18 protein-coding genes are annotated in these 23,440 nt (G+C 59.8%); 4 read left to right on the forward strand and 14 right to left on the reverse strand.

Annotated elements, in window-relative coordinates:
- Positions 1-19: 19 nt before the first annotated feature.
- From ACPYOP_RS06675 to ACPYOP_RS06695, 5 genes are all read right to left on the reverse strand, one after another.
- A complete protein-coding gene (locus ACPYOP_RS06675; RefSeq protein ID WP_481409604.1) occupies positions 20-2,488 on the reverse strand; it encodes a beta-mannosidase in 2,469 nt (822 codons plus the stop codon).
- A gap of 58 nt (positions 2,489-2,546) precedes the next feature.
- The gene (locus ACPYOP_RS06680) at positions 2,547-3,638 is read right to left on the reverse strand and encodes an ABC transporter ATP-binding protein (RefSeq protein WP_481409605.1); all 1,092 of its coding nucleotides are present in this window, start codon (positions 3,636-3,638) and stop codon (positions 2,547-2,549) included.
- Between the two features lie 3 nt (positions 3,639-3,641).
- The gene (locus ACPYOP_RS06685) at positions 3,642-4,583 is read right to left on the reverse strand and encodes a carbohydrate ABC transporter permease (RefSeq protein ID WP_481409606.1); all 942 of its coding nucleotides are present in this window, start codon (positions 4,581-4,583) and stop codon (positions 3,642-3,644) included.
- On the reverse strand, positions 4,576-5,481 hold the full coding sequence (locus tag ACPYOP_RS06690) for a carbohydrate ABC transporter permease (RefSeq protein ID WP_481409607.1): 906 nt from the start codon (positions 5,479-5,481) through the stop codon (positions 4,576-4,578). Before ACPYOP_RS06690 ends, ACPYOP_RS06685 begins: the two co-directional genes overlap by 8 nt.
- Positions 5,482-5,693: 212 nt before the next feature.
- On the reverse strand, positions 5,694-6,929 hold the full coding sequence (locus ACPYOP_RS06695) for an ABC transporter substrate-binding protein (protein ID WP_481409608.1): 1,236 nt from the start codon (positions 6,927-6,929) through the stop codon (positions 5,694-5,696).
- 462 nt (positions 6,930-7,391) lie between these two features.
- On the opposite strand from ACPYOP_RS06695, the gene ACPYOP_RS06700 reads away from it, so the two are divergent.
- Positions 7,392-8,423 (forward strand): LacI family transcriptional regulator, encoded by a 1,032-nt coding sequence (locus ACPYOP_RS06700; RefSeq protein ID WP_481409609.1) that lies wholly within the window; start codon positions 7,392-7,394, stop codon positions 8,421-8,423.
- 63 nt (positions 8,424-8,486) lie between these two features.
- Here ACPYOP_RS06700 and gndA read toward each other — a convergent pair whose 3' ends face one another.
- Positions 8,487-9,914 carry an NADP-dependent phosphogluconate dehydrogenase gene (gene gndA, locus ACPYOP_RS06705; protein WP_481409610.1) on the reverse strand — a complete coding sequence of 476 codons (1,428 nt, stop codon included), beginning with the start codon at positions 9,912-9,914 and terminating at the stop codon, positions 8,487-8,489.
- A gap of 287 nt (positions 9,915-10,201) precedes the next feature.
- Here gndA and ACPYOP_RS06710 point away from each other — a divergent pair, with 287 nt between their 5' ends.
- A complete protein-coding gene (locus ACPYOP_RS06710; protein ID WP_481409611.1) occupies positions 10,202-10,600 on the forward strand; it encodes an SRPBCC family protein in 399 nt (132 codons plus the stop codon).
- Between the two features lie 64 nt (positions 10,601-10,664).
- Here the strand turns inward: ACPYOP_RS06710 and ACPYOP_RS06715 are convergent, their stop codons facing one another.
- The 6 genes from ACPYOP_RS06715 to ACPYOP_RS06740 form a co-directional block, all read right to left on the reverse strand.
- Positions 10,665-11,279: an ABC-type transport auxiliary lipoprotein family protein gene (locus tag ACPYOP_RS06715; RefSeq protein WP_481409612.1), complete on the reverse strand. Its 615-nt coding sequence runs from the start codon at positions 11,277-11,279 to the stop codon at positions 10,665-10,667.
- Positions 11,280-11,317: 38 nt separating this feature from the next.
- Entirely contained in the window at positions 11,318-12,688 is a 1,371-nt protein-coding gene (locus ACPYOP_RS06720) for an MlaD family protein (RefSeq protein ID WP_481409613.1), read from the reverse strand.
- A 9-nt stretch (positions 12,689-12,697) separates the two neighbouring features.
- Positions 12,698-13,561, reverse strand: a complete 864-nt coding sequence (locus ACPYOP_RS06725; RefSeq protein ID WP_481409614.1) for an ABC transporter ATP-binding protein — start codon at positions 13,559-13,561, stop codon at positions 12,698-12,700.
- 12 nt (positions 13,562-13,573) lie between these two features.
- Positions 13,574-14,728, reverse strand: a complete 1,155-nt coding sequence (locus ACPYOP_RS06730; RefSeq protein ID WP_481409679.1) for an MlaE family lipid ABC transporter permease subunit — start codon at positions 14,726-14,728, stop codon at positions 13,574-13,576.
- A gap of 260 nt (positions 14,729-14,988) precedes the next feature.
- Positions 14,989-16,206 (reverse strand): MFS transporter, encoded by a 1,218-nt coding sequence (locus tag ACPYOP_RS06735; protein ID WP_481409615.1) that lies wholly within the window; start codon positions 16,204-16,206, stop codon positions 14,989-14,991.
- Positions 16,207-16,370: 164 nt separating this feature from the next.
- Positions 16,371-17,177, reverse strand: a complete 807-nt coding sequence (locus tag ACPYOP_RS06740; RefSeq protein WP_481409616.1) for a UDP-2,3-diacylglucosamine diphosphatase — start codon at positions 17,175-17,177, stop codon at positions 16,371-16,373.
- Between the two features lie 262 nt (positions 17,178-17,439).
- On the opposite strand from ACPYOP_RS06740, the gene ACPYOP_RS06745 reads away from it, so the two are divergent.
- Both ACPYOP_RS06745 and ACPYOP_RS06750 read left to right on the forward strand, forming a co-directional pair.
- Positions 17,440-19,716: an NADP-dependent malic enzyme gene (locus ACPYOP_RS06745; protein WP_481409680.1), complete on the forward strand. Its 2,277-nt coding sequence runs from the start codon at positions 17,440-17,442 to the stop codon at positions 19,714-19,716.
- Between the two features lie 158 nt (positions 19,717-19,874).
- Entirely contained in the window at positions 19,875-20,627 is a 753-nt protein-coding gene (locus tag ACPYOP_RS06750) for a hypothetical protein (protein ID WP_481409617.1), read from the forward strand.
- 42 nt (positions 20,628-20,669) lie between these two features.
- Here ACPYOP_RS06750 and ACPYOP_RS06755 read toward each other — a convergent pair whose 3' ends face one another.
- On the reverse strand, positions 20,670-22,448 hold the full coding sequence (locus ACPYOP_RS06755) for an ankyrin repeat domain-containing protein (protein ID WP_481409618.1): 1,779 nt from the start codon (positions 22,446-22,448) through the stop codon (positions 20,670-20,672).
- Between the two features lie 162 nt (positions 22,449-22,610).
- The gene (locus tag ACPYOP_RS06760) at positions 22,611-23,435 is read right to left on the reverse strand and encodes a TolB family protein (protein WP_481409619.1); all 825 of its coding nucleotides are present in this window, start codon (positions 23,433-23,435) and stop codon (positions 22,611-22,613) included.
- Between the last annotated feature and the right edge of the window lie 5 nt (positions 23,436-23,440).

Here is a 23,440-nt window from a genome sequence, read left to right on the forward strand (position 1 = left end):
CGCGATAGCTCAATCCCACCTACTGGCTGTCCACCGACTGGCTGGATTGCAGGTCGTAGATGCGGAAGTCCGGCACGCCGCCCGCCAGCGGCTTTGTCGGCGTGAAGACGATGCGGCGGCTTTCGCCGGCGGCAAGATCGAAGGCATTGTCGGAATAACGCCCCTCCACCTCGCTCTCGATCATCACGAACAGCGCAAGTCCCTTTGCGGTGACGGTGAGTTCCACCGTGCCGTTTTCCGCCTTCTCCTCTCTCAGCACCGTCAGGCCCGCGGGCTGAAGCTCCAGCGCCTTATAGGTGCCGTGGACATAATGCCCCTCACCGCCCATGCCGTTCGATGCGGTGAAACGCCACGCTAGCAGGCAATCGGCCGGCACCTGATCCGCGTCGATCGACAATGCCGTCACGGCCGCATCCGGCGTGCAGACGGCGTGCGCCGTGGTCAGCGGCACGCGCTCGCCGTCGAGCTTCAGCAGCGATACGGAAATATCGGCCGTCACGTCGGCGTTGGTGTCGTTGACCAGGGAGAAGCGGATCGTCTTGTTGTCTTCGGAGGGAATGGCCGCAACCGATACCGGCTGGAAAAAGCGCCGCACCAGATAATGCATCACCTTCCACCGGCCGCCGTAATCGAGGCTGGACCACGAAGCCACCGGCCAGGTGTCGTTGAGCTGCCAGTAAATGGTGCCCATGCAATGCGGCTTCAGCGAGCGCCAATATTCCACCGCCGTCTTGATGGCGAGACCCTGCTGGACCTGGCTCAAATAGACGAAATTGGGAAAATCCTTCGGGAAGCGGAAATAGCGGAACATCGTACCGGCAATGCGCTCGTTGCCGCCGGCATTCTTCTGATGCAGCTCCATGACCGGAGAGGCGATGTTCATATCCCTCGCCTCGGCATAGGTCTTGATGACGGGCAGCGAGGTATAGGACTGGAAACCGAATTCCGAGCAGAAGCGCGGGCGCACGGAACGATAATTGTCGAACGACTTGTTCTCGTGCCAGACCGACCAGTAATGCATGTCGCCGGAGCCATCGGCATGCCAGGCGTCGCCGAAGTTGAGATAGCCCGAAGCCGGACTCGACGGCCACCAGATCGCATCCGGCAACGCCTTCTTCATCGCCTTTTCGATCGTCCTGTTCAGGCGATCATAGGAGACGAGATAGCGATCGCGATCCTTACGGGATTCCTCGAACCAGGTGAGCGCGCCCACGAGCTCATTGTCGCCGCACCAGAGAACGATCGAGGGATGCGTCGCCAGCCGGCGAACCTGATAGCTAACCTCCGCCTCGACATTCTCCAGGAAATCGCCCGTCGAGGGATAGAGGTTGCAGGCGAACATGAAATCCTGCCAAACCATCAGGCCCAGGCGGTCACAGGTATCGTAGAACCAGTCGTGCTCATAGAAGCCGCCACCCCAGACGCGGATGACGTTCATGTTGGCCGCCGCCGCCGATTGCAGCAGGTCCTCGGTCGCGGCCGGGTTGGAGCGCGAAAACAGCGCGTCGGCCGGGATCCAGTTCGCCCCGCGCGCAAAGATCTCGCGACCATTCACCTTCAGCGCAAAGCGGCTTCCCGCCTCGTCCTCGTCGGTGATCAGCTCGACCGTACGCAGGCCAATCTGCCGCGTGACAGTTTCGAAATTGGTTTCCACGGAGAGCGCATAAAGCGCCTGTTCGCCATTGCCGGCCGGCCACCAGAGCCTGGGCTTGTCGACATGAAAGACATGGGTGATCGATGTTTCGCCGGCATTGACGCCGACATCGAGGCGCACGCGCTCGTCGTCGAGCGAGAAATAGAGCTGCGCGATCCCAGTTCCCTTGGCAAACAACGCCACCGTCACCTTGAGATCGACGGAGCCGTCATAGTTGTGAAGCTGCTGGGTGACGACCGTCTCGATGCGGGCGATCTCGAGCTTCTTCAGTGCGATCGTGCCGTAGAGGCCGAGCGGTGCGATCGCAATATTCCAGTCCCAGCCGAAATGGCATTGCGGCTTGCGCAGCATGTTGCCGTTCGGGATCGGCGAATTGCCCGTGCTGTAGGGAATATAGAAAGGCTGCTTTGCCTGAAGGGCGGCGCCGGCAGCGATGCTCGAATGCAGCACGATGCGAATGATATTTTCGCCCGTCTTCAGCGCCTTGGAGACATCGGGACGATAGCGCTGGAAGCAATTGTTGGCCTCCAGCACGAGCGTATCGTTGACATAGACGCTGGCGACGGTGTCGAGGTAATCGATATCGAGATACCAGTCGCCACCGACATCATCGAGCGTGACGCTGCGCGTCAGCTCCCAATCCTGCTTGGCGACCCACTGCACCACCTCTTCATTGCGGCCGAAATAGGGATCGGGAATAAGCCCTTCCGCATGCAGGGCCGAGTGGACATCACCGGGCAGCGACATGGCAAGCGAATGGTCGCTGTCGGGGGAAGTCAGCCTCCACGACCCGGCCAGGTCGACGGCAAGATTATCATTGATTGAAGATGACATCGGACCTCCCCGGACCGCTGCAAAGAAGGAGGCGGTCAGACCGCCTCCGGGCATGGGATCATATTCTGAATTCTGTCTGCGCATCAAAGAGCGATGCGAGAGACATGTCAAAACCAAGCTTTACGGCCGAACCGGGGCCAAAGCGCCGGGCGCCGTTGACGCGAACCGACATCGTATGGCCGGCATGCTTCAGCCATAGCAGGTTATCGGCGCCCATCGGCTCCTCGATATCGACGGTGGCATCGTGGACCTCGGCGCCGGACGCGGCCACTTCATTGACCTTGATGTGCTCGGGGCGAACGCCCAGCACCACCTTGCGGCCGGCCTGCAGCGCCTCGCCGGCCTTGTAACCGTCGAGAGAAAACAGCACGTCGTTCGTCGCGAACACGACCTTGCCTTCGCGGTTTACCAACTCGCCCTTGAGGAAGTTCATGGACGGAGAGCCGATGAAACCGGCAACGAACAGATTGCGCGGCTCGTTGTAGATCGTCGTGGGATCGTCGAGCTGCATGATGACGCCGTTCTTCATGATCGCGATGCGGTCGGCAAGAGTCAGCGCCTCGATCTGGTCATGGGTGACGTAGATCATCGTGTTCTTCAGCGACTGGTGCAGCCGCTTGATTTCCACGCGCAGCTCCGAACGCAGCTTGGCGTCGAGGTTCGACAGCGGCTCGTCGAAGAGGAAGACGTCGACATCGCGCACCAGGGCACGGCCGATCGCGACGCGCTGGCGCTGGCCGCCGGAAAGCTCAGCCGGCTTGCGCTTCAACAACGGCTGGATCTGCAGGATCTCGGCGGCACGCGCGATGCGTTTGTCGATCTCCGCTTGCGACACCTTGGCAACGCGCAGGCCGAAAGACAGATTTTTCTCGACCGTCATCTGCGGATAGAGGGCATAGGACTGGAACACCATGCCGATGCCGCGATCCTTGGGCTCTTCCCAGGTGACATTCTTGCTCTTGATGAAGATCTGCCCCTCGGTGATATCAAGCAGGCCGGCGATGCAATTGAGCAAGGTCGACTTGCCGCAGCCCGACGACCCCAAGAGCACCAGGAATTCGCCGTCATTGATCTCGAGATTGAGGTTCTTCAGAACGGTGACCGCGCCGAAATCAAGCGACAGGTCTTTGATGGAAACGCTGCTGTTCATGGATCACCCCTTCACTGCGCCGGCGGCGATGCCCCGAACGAAAAGCCGTCCGGAGACGAAATAGACGATAAGTGGAACAAGGCCGGTCAGGATCGTTGCCGCCATGTTGACGTTGTATTCCTTCACGCCCTGGACGGAATTGACGATATTATTGAGCTGGACGGTCATCGGATAATATTCCGGCCTGGTGAAGACGACGCCGAACAGGAAGTCGTTCCAGATACCCGTGATCTGCAGGATCATGGCGACGACGAAGATCGGCAGCGACATGGGCAGCATGATGCGCAGGAAAATCTGCCAGAAGCCGGCGCCGTCGATGCGCGCAGCCTTGAAAAGTTCCGCAGGCAGCGATGCGAAATAATTGCGGAACAGCAAGGTCAGGATCGGCATGCCGAAGATGCTGTGCACCAGAATAAGTCCGCTGAGCGTGCCGTAGATGCCGATTTCGCGCAGAACGATGACGATCGGATAGATCATCACCTGATAAGGGATGAACGCGCCGATGATGAGGATCGAGAAGAAGAAATCCGCGCCCTTGAACCGCCAGTTGGCGAGCGCATAGCCGTTGACCGACGCAATCGCGATCGAGAGGATGGTGGACGGCACGGTGATGCGGACGGAATTCCAGAAGCCGCGGGAAAGACCGTCGCAGTTGAGACCGGTGCAAGCCGTTGCCCAGGCTTTCACCCATGGTTCGAATGTGATCTCGAGCGGCGGCGAGAAGATGTTGCCGAGCCGGATTTCCGGCATTCCCTTCAGCGAGGTGACGATCATCACATACAGCGGCAACAGATAGTAGGTCGCGGCAACGAAGAGCGTGCCGTAAAGCATGATGTTGCGGCCGGAAATCACCCGGCGCGGCTTGCGACCACTCGGTCCCGAAAGCGTCTTATCTATCGAGGCAACATCGCCGTTCGCATTCTTGAGAGTAATGGTATCAACCACGTTTGCGCCCTCCGCCGAATTCCAGGTAAGCCCAGGGGATGACGACGATCGCCACGGTCACCAGCATCATGGTGGAAGCTGCAAATCCCTGACCGAGATTCTGCGCCTGGAACATGTAATCGTAGACGTATTTCGCCGGGACCTCCGAAGCGATGCCGGGTCCGCCGCTCGTTTGCGCGACGACGAGGTCGTAGACCTTGACGATACCGCTGGCGATAATGACGAGAGTCGTGATGAAGACCGGACGCATCATCGGAATGATAACGAACAGATAGGTCTTCCACATGGGTATTCCATCCACGCGCGCTGCTTTCCAGATATCTTCGTCGATGCCGCGAAGGCCGGCGAGCATCAGGCACATCACGAGGCCCGTTCCCTGCCAGAGCGCGGCGATCAGCACGCCATAGATGACGATGCTTGGCGTATAGAGCGGATCGAAAGCGAAGGTCGTCCAACCGAGCGAACGTACCACGGACTGGATGCCGAATTCTGGATTGAGCAGCCACTGCCAGACGAGGCCGGTGACGATGAAAGAGAGGGCGAAAGGATAGAGGAAAATCGTGCGGAACGTGTTTTCGAACCGGATCTTCTGGTCCATCAGCGCAGCCAGCACAAAGCCGATGACGAGACTGAAGATCATGGAAAGAACGCCGTAAATGGCAAGATTTTCAATGGACATGACCCAGCGCGGCGCCGCCCACAAACGGTGGTATTGGTCCAGTCCGACGAAGTTGAGACGTGGCAGCAGCTTTGAATTGGTGAAAGAATAAACCACTGTCCAGATTGTGCCGCCGAGGAAGATGACGACGGCCGTCAGGATCATTGGAATGGATGCAATCTTGGAATTCAGATTGCGTAGAAATTGATTTGGCCGGCCGGCTTTCGCATGCCCCGTCATTGTAGCTCCTTCTAAAGCGCGATTGCTTCCATGATCAGGAACTCTGGGCATGACCCAGTTCCTGTCGCCCTCTCCTCATCCACGGCCGAACGTCACATCCTTGTGGGTCCGCCGCCTGAGGGCGCCGTAGCCAGCCGGATCACAGGACGTGTCCCGGCCGTGATACCGGCCCGCAACGCGAGGCCGGTATCACTACAGCGAGAAGATAGAGATCAATCAGCGGCAGCAATGATCTCGACGAAGCGCTTCTGAGCCGCTTCCGGCGTCATCGAAGGATTGGCGAAGAATTCAGAGAACAGATCTTCCTTCTGCTTCTGGCTGTCGGCAGAAAGAAGCTGGTCCGTACCCTTGATCACGTTACCCTTCTTCAGGATTTCGAGGCCCTTCTTCATGCAGTCGTTGGCGGAAGTGAGATCCACGTCGCCGCGCACGGGCAGCGAACCCTTCTTCAGGTTGAAGGCAACCTGCGTCTTAGGATCGAGAAGCGTCTTTGCGAGCGCTTCCTGAGCCTTCGACTTGGCCTCGTCCTTCAGCAGCGGGAAGTAGAACGCATCACCGCCCGTCGAGATGACTTCGTTGACACCGAGACCCGGAAGGCAGGTATAGTCCGTGCCGGCCTTTTGACCCGCAAGGGCAAATTCACCTTGTGCCCAGTCGCCCATGATCTGGCCGCCGGCCTTGCCGGTGATGACCAGGTTCGTGGCCTGGTTCCAATCCTGAACGTTGGAACCCTTGGACATCTTGCGGGCATCGTCTGCCGCCTTGAAGACCTTGGCGATCTCCGGTCCGGCGGCCACTTTTGCATCCTTGTCGTTAAATACCTTCTGGAAGGTGTCCTTGCCGGCGATGGCGACCATCAGCACGTCAAAGGCGCCCGCGGCCTGCCACGGCTGGCCGCCGACGGCGAGCGGAACGATGCCGGCCTTCTGCAGCGCGGGAGCGGCGGCGACGAACTCATCCCAGTTCTTCGGAACCTCGACGCCGGCCTTCTTGAAGGCTGCGTTCGAAAGCCAGAGCCACTGCCAGGAATGGATATTGACCGGTGCGCAATAGATCTTGCCGTCGATGGTGCAGGAATCAAGCAGGCCGGATGGGCGAATGATGTCCTTCCAGTGCTCTTTCGTCGCGACATCGGTCAGGTCGCGCATGAGGCCCGCCTGCACCAGTTCCTCCGCCTGACGGCCGTGGTTGAATTGGGTCGCGCCCATCGGATCGCCGCCGGTAATGCGGCTGATCATGATCGGACGCGCAGTTCCGCCCGAGCCGGCGATCGCACCATCAACCCAATGATTGCCGGTGGCATCGAAAGCTTTTGCCAACTCGGCCACGGCGGCTGCTTCGCCGCCAGAGGTCCACCAATGCGTTACCTCAAGATCGGTCGCCTTGGCCGCACCAAGCGGCAACACGACGGAAGCAGCCAGCGCGGCAGCCATTAAACGAATATTCATGAGTTCTCCTCCCTCACTGAAACGTTGCCGGAAAAACCTAGTCGAATCATTTTCGCTGCGCAACCGCCAACTCGGGATTTTTTTGCTAGCGGGCAATTATACAACCTATGGATAAATTTCCATTCGTGAAATCAAGCCGACGGCATTGGCTTTTCAACAAGGCATGCGCAGGGGAATATTTCAATAACTATTTGATTTAAAACAATATAATAGCAACAAGGTGCAGCCGGATCCTTTGATGTCATGCCGGCTACTCAAACCCATTTGCTGGCAGCCTCGAACACAACCCCTGGAAATGTTGCCGAAGGGCGTACTTAAAATAGTGCTCGACATTCGTACTGTATCGTTACAGTTTCTATCTTGAGCGAGGAGACGCAGCGTTTCGCCCATGCTTGCGATGCAGGCCTGGGCAATATAAGCGGATTGGCCGCGGGAGGCGGCCGGGAGGCGAGCTTGAACGGAATGGACAATAAGAAAACTTCAGGCGGCGGTGCGCAGTCCAGGCCCGAGCGGCCAACACTGAAGACGATCGCCTTCATGACGGGGCTTGGAATTACCACCGTTTCACGCGCGCTGAAGGATGCACCCGACATCGGCGCCGAGACGAAGGAACGCGTGCGCATGGTCGCCCGCCAACTGGGTTATCAGCCGAACCGCGCCGGCGTGCGCCTCAGAACCGGGAAGACCAACGTCATCGCGCTGGTGTTGAGCATCGACGAAGAAATCATGGGCTTCACCAGCCACATGGTCTTCGGCATCTCCGAAGTCCTGGCCGGCACACAATATCACCTGGTCATCACGCCGCATTCGCACAGCAAGGATCCGTTGGTGCCTGTGCGTTATATTCTGGACACCGGCTCGGCCGACGGCGTCATCATATCGCGTACGGAGCCGGATGATCCGCGCGTCGAGCTCATGCATGAGCGCAACATGCCCTTTGCCACGCACGGACGGACGGATATGGGCATTACCCATCCGTTCCACGACTTCGACAACGAAGCCTTCGCGCACGACGCCGTCCGCGCGCTGGTTGCAAGAGGGCGGCGTCGCTTGGCCCTGCTGCAGCCATCGAGCAAACTCACCTACTATTCGCATACCCGCATCGGCTTTCAGACAGGCCTGCATCAATATGGTGCCGAGGAGATTCCGCTCAGGATAACCACCGACAATGCGCTTGCCGATATCAAGGACACGACCGAAGCGCTGATGCGCTCTTCGCATGCGCCTGATGGGATCATCTGCTCCAGCAGCGGCGGCGCCATCGCCGTCAATGCCGGCATCGAGGCGGCGGGCTTCCGTCTCGGCCGCGACATCGACATGGTCGCCAAGCAATCGGCCGATGTCCTGAGCTGGATCAGGCCCGAGATCATCACTGTGTCGGAAGATTTCCGCCACGCCGGCCGGGAACTCGCCAAGGCTGTCATTGCCCGCATCGACGGGGTGGAGCCGAAACTGCTGCAAAGCATCAGCCCGCCCATCTGGCCGAACGGCTGACAATGAAAAGGCCCGCCGGATTTCTCCGGCGAGCCTTTTTCACAATCGCATTCGACTGTCTTCTCAGCCCTGCGCGCCGCTGCCCCATGGGCCATGGTGGATGTCCTTCCCATCGACACGGTCGAAACCGTGCGCGCCGAAAAAGTCGCGCTGGGCCTGGATCAGGTTGGCGGTGCCGCGAGCCTGGCGATAGGCGTCGAAATAGGTCAGCGCCGAAGCAAGGGCCGGAACCGGCAGGCCGGCAGCGGTCGCAGCCGAAACGATGCGACGCAGCGACGGGATCGATTCCTTCACCATCTCGGCGAAGGCCGGCGTGACGATCAGGTTCGCCGCATCCGGGGTCTTGGTGAAGGCGCTGGTGATCTCGTCGAGGAACTGCGAACGGATGATGCAGCCGGCGCGCCAGATCTTGGCGATCACAGGCATCGGCAGCGACCAGTTGAACTCCTTCGAGGCTTCCGCCATGACGGCAAAGCCCTGTGCATAAGCGCCGATCTTGGCGGCAAACAGCGCAAGCTCGAGATCCTTCAGCAGGTCGGGACCAAAGCTGATCGGGAACTTGTAGTCCGGCGTGCCGAAGATCTTCTCGGCAGCTTCGCGCTGGCTCTTGATCGCAGACAGGCTGCGGGCGGCAACGGCCGCCTCGATCGCGGTCGCGGGAATGCCCATGTTCTGCGCTTCGATGGCGGACCACTTGCCGGTGCCCTTCTGGCCGGCCTTGTCAAGGATCACGTCAGGCATGGCGCTGCCGGTCGCCGGATCCTTGGCTGCCAGAACCTTTTCGGTGATCTCGATCAGGTAGGAATTGAGGCGGCCCTTGTTCCAGTCGCCGAAGATCGAGCTGATTTCAGCCGCGTTCTTGCCGAGGCCGTCACGCAGAATGCCGTAGATTTCAGCGATCATCTGCATGTCGGCATATTCGATGCCGTTGTGGATGGTCTTGACGAAATGGCCGGCGCCGTCATTGCCGAGCCATGCAACGCATGGATCGTCATTGTACTTGGCGGCAATCGACGTCAGCACCTTCTCGACGCGCTTGTAGGAGTCTTCGGTGCCGCCGACCATAATCGACGGGCCGTGACGGGCACCTTCCTCGCCGCCGGATACGCCCATGCCGATGAAGGTCAGGCCGGTATCCTTCAGGCGATCGAAGCGAGCGATCGTATCGCGGAAATTGGCATTGCCGGCATCGATCATGATGTCGCCCTTGTCGAGATACGGCTGCAGCGCCGCCATCTGCTGATCGACCGGCTCGCCAGCCTTGATCATGATGATGATCGGCCGCGGCGGACGGATCGCCTCGACGAACTCCTCGATCGTCTTGCAAGGAATGATCTTGTCCTTGAGAGCGCCCGCGTTCGCGTAGAATTCATCCGTTACTTGCGGCGTACGATTGAAAACCGCGATTTTGTTGCCTTTTTCGGCAATGTTGAGCGCCAGATTCGATCCCATTACAGCGAGACCGATCAGCCCGATTTCTGCCTTTTCCACGACAATCCTCCAATGAGTCTTTGACTGCGCCCGGCCCTACCCTGAAGACTCGGAAGACGCATCAACATCCGATATGACGCAATGCCCTCGACGCGACCTGCGACGGCCCTACGTTCGGCGTTGTTGTTGCACTCCGGACGGAAAACGGCAAGCCTTCGCAAGCCGTGAATCGTCCCCTTTGCAGGACTGTGCAAGAATGTTGCTGGATTCGTGATTTACCCATTTCCCGAAGCCGCCATCGCCTGACCGATCGTCAGCCCATGAGGGATATAGAGGAGGAAGACACCATGTCGACCATGAGTGCGAAGATCATGCATATCTCCGTCGATCGCAATTGGAAGGAAGTTTATGGTTATGCCAGCCGTCCGGAAAACATGCCTTTCTGGGCGTCGGGCCTCGCATCGGGACTGACGCAGGATGGAGACGAGTGGGTCGCGGAAGGTGCCCTCGGCACCGCTCGCGTGCGCTTCTCGCCCCGCAATGATTTTGGTGTCATCGACCATCGCGTGACGCTCGAATCCGGCCTGCAGGTTCACAATGCGCTGCGCGTTGTCCCCAATGGCGATGGCTGTGAAGTCATGTTCACTCTGCTCCGGCTGCCCGGCATGACCGAAGAACAGTATGCAGCCGATGCCGCGCACATCATGAAGGATCTGAAGACGCTGAAAGAACTTATGGAGCGCTGAAGCAATTCCAACGCGATAGAGCAGTTCGGAGATCCCACGAAGAACCGAACAGCTCCAGGCGCCCCTACAGCGAGCGCAACGTCCAATCGACGAGCTCGCCGGCAACCCCTGCAAATGCCGCATCGAGCGCCCGGACGAAATTCGGGTTGCTGCCGCCGCTGACCGGCACGACCTTACGGAAGACATTCTGCGCCTTCACGGTACCGGTCCGGTCGTTCAGGATCTTTTCCGAGATTTCGACTGTCGCCGTCTTCTGGCCGCTGGCGGCATTGATCTCGAAGGAGCGGATGTCGGTGACGATCTGATAGTCGATCGCAAGACCCTGCCCCGGCACGCCGACGCCGCCGAGCTTGCCGGTATTCTCAAAGGCCTCCACCAGCTTAGACTGCACCATCCTGCTCAGCTTGTCGCTCCACTGCGCCTTGCCGAGATACTGGATTTCCGAAGGCGAGACGCGGATGACGATCTGGTTGCTGTCCAGCGCCTGCAGCGCCGTCGGCGGCGGGATGAGGATCTGGCGGTTCTTGACCGAGGGGCCGCTTGCCTTCACCGACGCTGAAAGATCGTAGGTGTCATTGTTGGAGGCAGTTCCACAGCCTCCAAGCAAGGCTGCAAGAACCGGCAATGCGATCACAGCTTTCCACACCTGATGACGCCCACTCGACACGCAACCGACCATATTCCGCTTATCCCCTGGAAATCAGATATCGCTATTCATCAATGCCGCGCGCGGCCATCATATGTCTTGACCGTATCGCCGCCAAAGATCAGGCGCTGCGGATTGCGGTCGAAATTTGTGATTGTACTATTCAGATTGTCAACCGTGCCCCGCATGTCATTGATCAGGGTCTGCGCATCGCGCAGGCCGCCGCTTGAGAACTTCTGCAAGTTGTCGGCGATCGGGCCGATGCGGGAGTTGAGATTGTCAGCCGTCTTCTTGAAGGATTCGAGCGTTTCCTTGGCCCGGGCAAACAGCGACTGCGTGCTGTCGTTACCAAGCAGGGAATCGACCTTCGTCAGAATGCCGTCGACCTTGCCGGATGCCGTATTGAGCTTGTTGGAAATATCGCGGGCATTGGCAATCGTCTGATCGATATCGCGCTGATGCGAAGCAACGGAGTTGGCGACATCGCGGATCGACGCGACGGCTGCGCGCGCCTGCTTCGTCGCCTCGGCAATGTCATCGACCGATCCCCTGACCTTGGCCGGATCGATCGATGCGATGATCTGGTCGACGTGCTCGAGCGTCTTTTGAGCCTTCTGCCCGAAAGCATTGTAGGTGTCGGCCGTCTCCTTGAAGCTCGCAACCGTCGCCTTCAGATCGGTCGTGGCGTCCGCCACGTTCGCCGTGATCTTGTCGGCATTGGCAATGACGTCGTTGACCTTTTGGGCATCGACCGCACGCACCAGCTTCTCGATCGCATCGAGCGTTGAATCGACGCGGACCGAGACCGTCCTGAAGGTGTCGGACAGCTGTCCGACGCTTGCCAGGAATTTGTCGATATTGTCGGAATTGTCGGCGATGGCCTTGGAGAATTTCTGCGCGTTGCGCACCGTGTCGGTCAAAGGCCCGCGCGAATCCGAAACAAAGCCCTGGATGTCGCCAATCGTGTCGTTGGCACGGTTCAGGATCTTGTCGGCCGTCGTCAGCAGGTTGGTCACGCTCGATTGATCGGCAAGCAGCACCGCGCGCTTACCCGTATCGACCGAACGCTTCAGTATGTTCTCGTCAGCGTTGCGACCACCAGAAAGTTCGATGTAGGCGGCACCCGTCAGACCCTGAATTTCCAGGATAGCCTTGGTCGATGTATAGACCGGCGCGTCAGCGCGCACCTGGGTAAAAGCCAGAGAATAATTGGGATCGTCGGCATCGATCGAAAGCCCCTGCACCGAGCCGACCTGAATGCCATTGAAGCGAACAGGCGAGCCGACGCTCAAGCCGTTCGCCGAACCGGGAATGCGCACCACGAGCTCAACCATCGGGCCGCCGCGGCCGTACTCGGCCATCCAGTAGACGAAACCGAAGGCAGCCGCGATAACCAGCAGCGTGAAGAATCCGACGATCGTATAATTCGCTTTGGTTTCCATTGTCTCCAGTCACTTCTCGCGGCCGTTGGCGCTTGCGCCTTTGTCGTCGTTGTGCCCCCTGATGTCTTCCCGCGGCACGATCGAACGTGCGCGCTTGCCCCTGAAGTAGGATTGCACCCAGGGGTCATCGCAGGCGAGCATGTCCTCAACCGTACCTTCCACCAATACCCGCTTCTGTCCGAGGACAGCAATACGGTCGCAGACGGAAAACAGGCTGTCGAGGTCGTGAGTCACCATATAAACGGTCAGGCCGAGCGTGTCGCGCAGCCTGGCGATCAGCTCGTCAAATTCGGTGGCACCGATCGGATCGAGGCCGGACGTCGGCTCGTCGAGGAAAACGAGGTCCGGATCGAGCGCCAGGGCTCTCGCAAGTGCTGCGCGCTTGATCATGCCGCCGGAAAGCTCCGAAGGATATTTGTCGGCGGCATCCGCGGCGAGACCCACCATGCGGATCTTCATCAGCGCCAGCTCGTCCATCATCTCCTGCGGCAGGTCCAGATATTCCCGCATCGGCACCTGAATGTTTTCCTTCACCGTCAGGGAGGAAAACAATGCGCCCTGCTGGAAGAGGACGCCAAGCCGCATATCGAGCTGGTTTCGCTCCGGCTCCGAGAGCGTGTCATAGTCCTCACCGAGGATCTCGATCTTGCCCGAGCGACGCGGCAGCAGCCGCAGCACCGTGCGCAGCAGCACCGACTTGCCTGCGCCGGAAGCGCCGACGAAACCCAGAATCTCGCCGCGATAAATATTCAGGTTCAATTTATCGAGGACGACTTTCGATCCGAAACCGACGGTGACATCCCGTGCCGACAGCACGATATCGCGGCCGTGTTCATCTTTCTGCAGCGGAATTTCCGAGTGAAGCGCGCTCATCCCTGCCATTCCTCAGAAATCGATTGCTGCGTAGAACATGGCGAAGAGCCCGTCCATCAGAATGACGACGAAGATCGACTTCACCACTGACGAGGTCACGTGCTGGCCAAGGGATTCGGCACTGCCTCCCACCTTCAATCCCTCGACGGCCGCGACGATGCCGATGACCAGCGCCATGAACGGCGCCTTGATCATGCCCGAAATGACCGTCGACAGGCTGATGGCCTCGTGCAGGCGGGAGATGAACGTCGCAAAGGTGATGCCGGAATAGCCCCAGGCGACCATCGCGGCGCCAAAAAGCGAAGCGAAGTTGGCAAGGACCGTCAGCAAGGGCAAAGCCACCGTCAACGCCACCAGCCGCGGGAAAATGAGCACGCCGATGGGGTTCAGGCCCATGACCTTCAGCGCATCGACTTCCTCGCGCATCTTCATCGAGCCGATTTCCGCAGTGATAGCACTGCCGGAGCGGCCGGCAATCATGATTGCGGTCAAAAGCACGCCGATTTCGCGCAATTGCAGGATGCCGACCAGATCGACGACGAAGACTTCGGCGCCGAAATAGCGTAGCTGAAAAGCGCCCTGCTGCGCGATGATGGCGCCGATCAGCGATGACATCAGCAGGATGATCGGTACGGCGCGCACCGCCATGTGATCGATCTGGTTGACGATCGAAGCCGGCGAAACGCCGCTGCCGCGCCCGAATTTGAGCTGCGCACCGCGCACGGCCGAACCCAATATGTACATGGCGGCGACAAGATTGCCCCAGATCTCATAGACGCTCTTGCCGATCGGCGCGAGAATCCGCTCCGCCAGGGATGCCTTCTGCTTCGGCTCCCCGGTTTCCGCGTCGGGATCTTCATCGAATGCCGTCAGCAATTCGTCGATATGCGGATTGGAGCCTTCGATTGTGACGCGAGCCTTATGTGCTTCCTGGCTTTCCTTGAGCCGGCGGATCAGCAGCGCACCCGCCGTGTCGACATCCGAAAGACCGGAGACGTCGATCACGACTTCGCCGCCGGAGCTGCGCTTCGACAGCTGCTCGATCTGCCGCAGCACGCCGTGCACATTGGCGCTACGCCAATTACCTTCCAGCCGATAGCGATGACCCGCGCCTTCGGGCGCATCATCGATCCTCGGTGCATCGGACTTTTGTTCGGCCGCTTTCAAATTCACGCGTCTTTCAGATCTGGCACAACATACGCCGACTCAGAGAGCCCGCATGGTCGATGCTTAATACACCGACTACAGCGCCGCGCGTCAAATATGACGCGCAAAGGTCGCTGTAGCACTTTAAATCTGCTGCATAATTTTATCCTTAAATCGATACCGATCTAAGGAATTATGCAGTAGGCAAGGAATCTCCATCTCGCGCCGGCGCCAACATATGTCACGGCTTTTTGATATCCAAATGAATTTGTTGCGTCGCGTTAGGACACGCCGTGAGCGCCACCGCCCATCGCCGGCTTCCCGGCCCGCAGCCCATAGGCGAAAATGACCATGCCTAGGCCGAAAGCGGCAATCCCGGCCATGACGTAATAGCTTTCGAGATCCAGCCAGGCATAGAGATAGCCGGATGCCAGCGTCATCAGGCCGAGGAACATGCCGTTATAGAAATAATAGGCACCCTGAGCCGACGACTCCTGCGTTTCATGGACCGTGGCGACGATCCGTCGCTGGATGCCGGTATGGACGCAGGCAAAGGTGCAGGAATGAAAGCACTGCAGCACGAAATAGCCCATGAAACCAAGATTGATCGGAAACAAAACCCAGCGCAGGATGCACATGGACGAACCGAAAAAGATCAGCGTCCACGCGCTGAACCGCCGGCTCAGCTTTTTCGAGAGGAAGAAGACCATCACCTCCGTCGCAACGCCGACACTCCAGAGAACGGCGATCTCCGCGCCGGAAAAACCCAGCTTGCGCCAATAGATCGACGCGAACGTATAGAGCATCGCATGGCTCGACTGCTGGATCGATACCCCGATCATGGTGACGAGCAATTGCGGGGAACGCAGGTTTCCGGTCGGCGGCTGCAGGTTGATCGGCTGGTTGCGGTGGCGCGTCGGCCCGATGCGTGGAGCAAACAGGCCCATCAGCGTCGTCAAAATGAAACCTGCCACCATGACAGGCAATACGGTCGGTCCGCCCCACATGCCGATCAATTGACCGCCGAGAAGGGTCGACAGGATGAATGTGATCGATCCCCACACGCGCATCGAGCCATAGTCGAAGCCCCAGCGGCGCACGCCCGACATGGCGATCGACTCCACCACGGGCACATATGGCGCATAGGTTGCGCCCTGGATGCCATAGACCAGAAGCACCGGCCAGAAGTCGCTCGTCCAGTAGAGCGCGATCGCCGTCAAAAGCGACAGGGCGCCGGACCACAGCAACACATCGGCACGCTCCGTCATATGATCCGCGAGCACGGCGATGACGGGCGTCACCAGCACGCGTACGACCATGGGGATCGCGATTACGAGACCGATCTCGTGATCGCTGAAATTCAGCCCCGCCAACCAGACGGGAAAGAACGGCAGGGCAATTCCGTTCACGAACAACGGCGCGCAATAGGACAAGGCGGTGCGCAGGCGGAAATAAGGGGGCGCACCCTCGCCCTGGAAGGATTTGATGGCGGGAATCATGACAGACCTGAAGGGAACTGATTTGTCCCTATCATGCTATCGAGAATACGACTATGGCGAGAAATGGCCAAAACCGTAACGTTTCGGATAAATCCGAAGCTTCGGCGTTCCGCGACGATCAATAATTATGACAGGCCATTATCAAGCCCGTGAAAAGACGTGACTCAGGCCGCCTGAGCACCGAGCGGCTGCGGCATGTCCTCGACAGGCAAGCCGGCCGGCTGCGTCTCGAGAATGCTCCGCCAAGTGATGAGCTCGAACGTGCCGTCCTCATGCTCGGCGATCGCCGTGCAGCTTTCCACCCAGTCGCCGGTATTGATATAGCGCACGCCGTCGAGATCCTCGATGACCGCATGGTGGATATGGCCGCAAATGACACCATCGGCATCGTTGCGTTTGGCTTCCTCGGCAACGACACGCTGGAACTCGCCGATGAAGTTGACGGCATGTTTCACCTGCAGTTTCGCCCAGGCCGAGAACGACCAGTAGGGCATATTCAGGCGGCGGCGCACCGCGGCAAGACCGACATTGATCAGGATAGCCATGTCATAGGCCCAGTCGCCGAGATAGGCGAGCAGGCGGGCGTTGCGCACGACGACGTCGAATTCGTCGCCATGCAGGACGAGATACTTCTTGCCGTCGGCCGCTTCATGCATGGCGCGCTGTGCCACCTCGATACCGCCGAAATGCATGCCGGGGAAATCGCGCAGGAATTCGTCGTGATTGCCGGGAATGTAGACGATCCGGGTGCCCTTGCGCGCCTTGCGCAGGAGCTTTTGCACGACGTCGTTACAATCCTGCGGCCAGTACCAGTTGCGCTTGAGGCGCCAGCCATCGACGATATCGCCGACCAGGAAGATGGTATCGGCCTCGTGGTGACGGAGAAAGTCGAGCAGGTAGTCCGCCTTGGCGGCCTTCGAGCCCAGGTGCACGTCAGAAATGAACAGCGTTCGGAATCGCCGGGTGTCCATGTTTTCATTCACGAACTTCTAAGTCCGTGCCCTATCTACCTTAGCTATTCCAAAACCAGACTCGTGTTTCAGGAAGATGACAAACGCTGTGTCTCGCGCCTTATCGAGCCGGGCAATCCGGGCTTTGCCACGACAAAAACGCGCGAGAGCATCAAATGCATACTGTGAAGCCGAAGCGATTGATGTATGGAGGGGACTCTAGCGCAGGCAGGAATGGAGACGCGAGTTGGATACGAACGACACTTCGAAAGCAGCCAAGAACATGCCGAGCGGCAGTTTCGACGATCAGGCTCTTTATTTCCATCGCTATCCCCGCCCCGGCAAGCTGGAAATTCAAGCCACCAAGCCGCTGGGCAATCAGCGCGATCTGGCGCTTGCCTATTCTCCCGGCGTCGCCGCCCCCTGCATCGCTATCCGTGACAATCCCGAGACGGCAGCCGACTATACGTCCCGCGCCAATCTGGTGGCCGTGATTTCGAACGGCACCGCCGTACTCGGCCTCGGCAATATCGGCCCGCTCGCGTCCAAGCCGGTCATGGAAGGCAAGGCCGTTCTCTTCAAGAAATTCGCCGGCATCGATGTCTTCGATATCGAAATTGCAGCGCCTACAGTCGATGAGATGGTCAACACGATTTCGGCGCTCGAGCCGACCTTCGGCGGCATCAACCTTGAGGACATCAAGGCGCCGGAATGCTTTGACGTCGAGCGCCGCCTGCGCGAGAAGATGGAAATCCCTGTTTTCCACGACGATCAGCACGGCACGGCCATCATCGTCGCCGCCGCCATCCTCAACGGGCTGGAGCTGGCCGGCAAGAAGATCGAAGAGGTCAAGATCGTCGCCTCCGGCGCGGGTGCCGCGGCCCTCGCCTGCCTCAACCTGCTCGTCATACTCGGCGCCAGGCGCGAGAACATCTGGGTCCACGATATCGAGGGCCTGGTCTACAAGGACCGCAACGTCCTGATGGACGAGTGGAAATCGGTCTATGCGCAGGACAGCGACAAGCGTGTGCTGGCCGAATCCATTCCCGGCGCCGATGTCTTCCTCGGCCTGTCCGCCGCTGGCGTGCTGAAGCCCGAACTTCTCGAGCAGATGGCGGAAAAGCCGCTAATCATGGCACTCGCCAACCCGACACCGGAAATCATGCCGGATCTTGCCCGCGCCGCCCGCCCGGACGCCATGATCTGCACTGGCCGTTCGGATTTCCCGAACCAGGTCAATAACGTTCTCTGCTTCCCCTACATCTTCCGCGGCGCGCTGGATTGCGGCGCCAAGACGATCAATGAAGAGATGAAGATGGCCGCCGTGCGCGCCATCGCCGCTCTCGCCCGCGAAGAGCCTTCCGATGTCGCCGCCCGCGCCTATACCGGCGAAACGCTGGTCTTCGGGCCGAACTACCTGATCCCCTCGCCCTTCGATCCGCGCCTCATCCTGCGCATCGCGCCGGCTGTGGCGAGGGCCGCCGCCGACAGTGGCGTGGCACTGCGCCCGATCACCGATTTCGACGCCTATATGGACGAACTCAACCGCTTCGTCTTCCGCTCCGGCTTCATCATGAAGCCGATCTTCGCGGCCGCGAAGATCGCGGAACGCAAGCGCGTCGTCTTCTCCGAAGGCGAAGACGAGCGCGTGCTGCGCGCCGCCCAGGTCCTGCTTGAGGAAGGCACCGCCGTCCCGATCCTCATCGGCCGTCCATCGGTCATCGAAACCCGCCTGAAGCGCTACGGCCTGAAGATCCGCCCGCATACCGATTTCGCCGTCATCAATCCGGAAGACGATCCGCGCTTCCGCGAATATGTCGATCTCTACTTCTCGCTCGTCGGCCGCGCCGGCGTCATTCCCGAGGCAGCGCGCACGATCGTCCGTACCAACGCGACCGTGATCGGCGCGCTTGCCCTGAAGCGCGGCGAAGCCGATGCGCTGATCTGCGGCCTGGAAGGCCGTTACGAGCGCCATCTGCGCATCGTCCGGCAGATCATCGGCAAGCGGCCTGACGTTCGGGATTTCTCGGCACTGAGCCTGCTCATCTCGCAGCGCGGCGCTACCTTCTACACCGATACCTATGTGACGTTTAATCCGACCGCCGAGGAAATCGCGGAATCGGCCGTCCTCGCAGCGGAGGAAATCAAGCGCTTCGGCATCGAGCCGCGCGCCGCTCTGGTTTCACATTCCAACTTCGGCTCGCGGGAATCGGAAAGCGCCACCAAGATGCGCGATGCGCTGGCGCTCGTTCGTGCCGCCGCACCGGAACTGGAAGTCGACGGCGAAATGCATGGCGACAGCGCCATTTCCGAAAGCCTGCGCCGCCACGTCATGCCGGACAGCGCGCTCTCCGGCGAGGCCAACCTGCTCGTCTTCCCGAACCTCGATGCCGCCAACATCACGCTCGGCGTGGTCAAAACCATGACCGACGGCCTGCATGTCGGCCCGATCCTGCTCGGCACAGCGCTTCCGGCCCACATTCTCTCGCCGTCGGTCACATCCCGCGGCGTGGTCAACATGGCGGCTCTGGCCGTGGTCGAGGCATCGCAGCTAGTCTAACACCGGATGCTCCAGGCAAAATCCCCGCAGCCGTCTCGGGCGGCTGCGGGCTGCAATTTCATCAAAATCCTCTCAAAATCCCTGTGATTTCATGGATATGTTGTTAAGCTGCAGCGTGTAATCTTGAGCGACGTCGAACCGCTTTCGAGAGCAGAACCGTGAACCGCGGCACAAACCTTTTTTCCGTTGCCCTGCTGTCCTTGCTGACAGCCACACCGAGTGTTGCGCAAGTGAATTTCTGTGACGAGTTGCGCGGCCGCTATGTGGACATCGATGAAGTGATCGGCGCGAGCCAGGAAACACGCCAGCTCTCGCGCGCCATCGTGCAGCAGAACCTGTTGATCCGCCAGACGAGGAGCGATCTGCGCAACCAGGGCTGCGTGGAGGATGATGACGCGCCGTTCGGCGGTGAGGATAATCAGGGCGCCTGCGACGACAAGCGAATGTCTCTGAAGCAGATGCGGGACGATCTCGCCGCGCTGATGGATCAACGCGAGGAAAGCGTTGGCCGCGTCGATGCCGTCGCCATGCAGCGACGGCAATTGCTGGATGCGATGCAGCGGAACGGCTGCAGCCTTCCGGCTTCGGCAACACCGGATATCGTCATCGATACCCACACGAAGCTGGATGCCTACGCGCCACAGGAGCAGTCCCTGGCCAAGCCGGAAAGCTCTGTTACGGTCATCGAAACACCGAGGCTCCAGAAGAACTCCAGCCTTGAGCAGAAGCAGGCGCCGGCGGCAAAAGCGCCAATGGTGACGCAAGCCGCGCCGCAACAGTTTCCGCCGGACCGTCCCTACGATCCCTCGGCCAACAAGGTCCGCCAGGTCGGGCCGCAATTCCTTGCGACCGACCAAGGCAGCATAGACCTCAAGCATCCGAAGGCAGCTGGCCCGCAGCCGGCGCAATAAGCAGCCGGGTGTCTCAAATGGCGGCCCAACCGTTTCGTCGTTTTATTTCCCGGCAACTCCGCGCTGGCGCAGGAGCGAAATAATAACTTCGTCTCCGTCTTCCTCCGCGAGATCGCGATAAGACCGTCCGGACGCGTCCCTGATCGAGCGATCCGCACCATGCTCCACCAGGAGGCGCACAGCCTCGGCTCGCCCGTTGACAATGGCGAAGCCGAGAGGCGTCATCCAATCGCGGTCGGAAGGCTGCCCGCGAGGGCGGAAATCACCGAAGGGTATGTTCAGCTGCTCGGGATGCTTGGCGAGAATTTCAGCCAACTGGTCGAGTTGAGCGTAGGCAGCCGCCGCGAAAACATCGAGCGGATAGGCCTTCAGAAACTCGACCATCTCCAGCTTGTCATTATATTCCGCCCAGCCGATTGCCGGCGCGTGAAAATTGGGATCGCGAATGGCGGTATCGGCCCCATGCTCGATCAGCAGTTTCGCCATGTCGATATGACCGTGAAGAGCTGCCTCATGCAGCGGCGTGCGGCTGGTCATGGCGTTGACGTCGAGCCCCAAAGCCAGCATCCGACGGACCGCTTCAAGGTCGTTTTCCCCGGCAGCGTCGTGGAGCATGGCGGGATGGGCCTTGCGCATCGTAGCGGCAATATCACCATCGCCCGCAAGTCTCTTTATGTGCTTGACGAATGACGCCATGTGCTTGGTGGCTACCGCCGGATCGCCCGCCTTTTGGCGGGGCTTCAGGTGTATTTGGATATAGACCCAATCCTCCGGCTTCAGACGAACGGCCACCGCACCCTTCTGCACGAGATATGCCGCCAGTTTGCTGTCGCCACCAAGCCGCGCCCATTCGTAAGGCGTCCTACCGTTGACCGGTCTGCTAACATCCGCCCCGTGCTCCACCAGCAGGCGCACCCGCTCGCCCATGCGATGTTCCAGCGCCCATGCCAGCTGATAATCGAAGACGGTCTGCGAGTTCGCAACAAACCCGCCGTCCTCGCGCACCAGCCAATTGTTGATATCTGTCGCAGACAAACCGTATTCCAGCAGCAGTTTCAGGCAGGTATTGTCCGGCTCGAACATGCGGTTATAGAGCGCCTGGCTGTCATTGGCCTCGGCACCCGCTTCCAGCAGCAGCCGCGCGAAAGCCTCGCACTCCGGATGCTGTGGCTGGCGGACTTTTCCCGCCTCGCCCTCACCGAAGACGCCGGTCAGAACGGTGAACCGATACTGTCCGGCATCGAGGAAGAAGGCGTTGACGTCGGCGCCACGCCTGACCAGCTCGCGCGCCGCCGGCAGGCTGGAGCGGCCGGGCACGCGGGCATAGGCTGCATACATCAGCGGGGTCAGATCATGCGGCCCGCCCTTGCGGTCGAGAAGCTGCGGCTGGCGATCGAGCCAGCGACCTACGCCGTCGGCATCGCCGAGCGCGGCGGCGACGTAAATGCTTTCTCCGGCAAGCTCCGGATTCGCTTCCAGGAGCTCCAGTGCCTCATCGAACCGCGCGGGATCGGCCGGAATATTGGCGAAATAGGAAACCGTCGCCAGCGACAGGAAACGGTTGACGAGCTGATCGGGCGAAACCTGCTTGCGATCGCCACTTTCGATATGCGCCTTGAGTTTGGTCCAGCTCGAAAAGCCGAATTCGCGAGCAAGAACCAGCTGAATGTCCTGGAGCCCGACGCTGGCGATATCGGCAAAATAAGGTGTAACGCGACTGCGAGCCGAGGCGTCGCCGGCTTGTACGGCCTTGAGGAAAGACTTGGCCTGCTTTTTCAGGGAATCGAGAGTGGCTGTGCTCGCCAAAGAGCGCGTGGTCACGATAGACCTCCTTCCATTTACGTCCGGTATCCGCGCCCACAGACTGAAAAGAGGTGTGGCAGTCTCATTCTACATGCATCAGGTGGGCCTTGCCCTTCCCGCGGATCGGATGCGCCCTGCGAACGCATCCAGATCTATAGCGCCGGTTGCAATCTGTCCAGATCAGGCCGGCTCGTATCGCACATAGGCGAAGGAATCACCATCCGGTGACCAGTTCGGCACATTGATCGATCCCTGCCCGCCGAAGAGCTCGAACAGCGTCGTGAGATTGCCGCCATCCATGTCCATCAATCGCATTCGCACGTTGAGATCGCGAGGATGATCGAAGACGTCAGGATCGTAGGAGATCAGCACGACCTTGTCGTTCTTGGGCGACGGATGCGCAAACCAGTTGCCGTAATTGTCGTCGGTGAGTTGCTGCAGGCCGGAGCCGTCAGGATGGACGCGCCAGATCTGCATCAGGCCGGTACGGCTCGAATTGAAATAGATCCATTGCCCGTCGGCCGAATAGTCAGGCCCGTCATTGCGGCCCTCGCCATGCGTCAGTCGCGTCTCTTCACCACCATCGATCGAGATCGTATAGATATCGAAAACGTTGTTGCGGATGCCGCAATAGGAGAAGCGCTTCCCGTCCGGCGACCAGCCGTGCCAGTAGGACGGCAGATTGGTCGTCACTTGCCTCGGTGTGCCGCCCTCGGCCGGCAGAACATAGATGCAGGACTTGCCGTGCTGCGTCTTGTCGGAAATCGCGATCAGCGACCCATCCGGGGAAATGCCGTGATCGTTGTTGCACTGGGTCGCAAAGCCGGTATCGACTTGGACGATGCCGCCCCCATCCAACGGCAGTCGGTAGAGCAGCCCGTCGCCATTCAGCAGCAGATAGCGGCCGTCGGGCGAATAGTTCGGCGCCTCGATCAGCTGGTCCGTTTGCCAGACCACCCGGTTCTCGCCGGTGCGAATATTATAGATCTCGACCGAGCTGCGCATTCTCC

The organism is Rhizobium sp. KNZ2-6A (genome assembly GCF_056755475.1).

Excerpts from the sequence above, each read along its gene's own strand:
- ACPYOP_RS06675 (WP_481409604.1), bottom strand. The coding sequence starts at position 2,488 with ATGTCATCTTCAATCAATGATAATCTTGCCGTCGACCTGGCCGGGTCG.
- ACPYOP_RS06680 (WP_481409605.1), bottom strand. The coding sequence starts at position 3,638 with ATGAACAGCAGCGTTTCCATCAAAGACCTGTCGCTTGATTTCGGCGCG.
- ACPYOP_RS06690 (WP_481409607.1), bottom strand. The coding sequence starts at position 5,481 with ATGACGGGGCATGCGAAAGCCGGCCGGCCAAATCAATTTCTACGCAAT.
- ACPYOP_RS06695 (WP_481409608.1), bottom strand. The coding sequence starts at position 6,929 with ATGAATATTCGTTTAATGGCTGCCGCGCTGGCTGCTTCCGTCGTGTTG.
- ACPYOP_RS06700 (WP_481409609.1), top strand. The coding sequence starts at position 7,392 with ATGGACAATAAGAAAACTTCAGGCGGCGGTGCGCAGTCCAGGCCCGAG.
- ACPYOP_RS06710 (WP_481409611.1), top strand. The coding sequence starts at position 10,202 with ATGTCGACCATGAGTGCGAAGATCATGCATATCTCCGTCGATCGCAAT.
- ACPYOP_RS06715 (WP_481409612.1), bottom strand. The coding sequence starts at position 11,279 with ATGGTCGGTTGCGTGTCGAGTGGGCGTCATCAGGTGTGGAAAGCTGTG.
- ACPYOP_RS06720 (WP_481409613.1), bottom strand. The coding sequence starts at position 12,688 with ATGGAAACCAAAGCGAATTATACGATCGTCGGATTCTTCACGCTGCTG.
- ACPYOP_RS06725 (WP_481409614.1), bottom strand. The coding sequence starts at position 13,561 with ATGAGCGCGCTTCACTCGGAAATTCCGCTGCAGAAAGATGAACACGGC.
- ACPYOP_RS06735 (WP_481409615.1), bottom strand. The coding sequence starts at position 16,206 with ATGATTCCCGCCATCAAATCCTTCCAGGGCGAGGGTGCGCCCCCTTAT.
- ACPYOP_RS06740 (WP_481409616.1), bottom strand. The coding sequence starts at position 17,177 with ATGGACACCCGGCGATTCCGAACGCTGTTCATTTCTGACGTGCACCTG.
- ACPYOP_RS06745 (WP_481409680.1), top strand. The coding sequence starts at position 17,440 with ATGCCGAGCGGCAGTTTCGACGATCAGGCTCTTTATTTCCATCGCTAT.
- ACPYOP_RS06760 (WP_481409619.1), bottom strand. The coding sequence starts at position 23,435 with ATGCGCAGCTCGGTCGAGATCTATAATATTCGCACCGGCGAGAACCGG.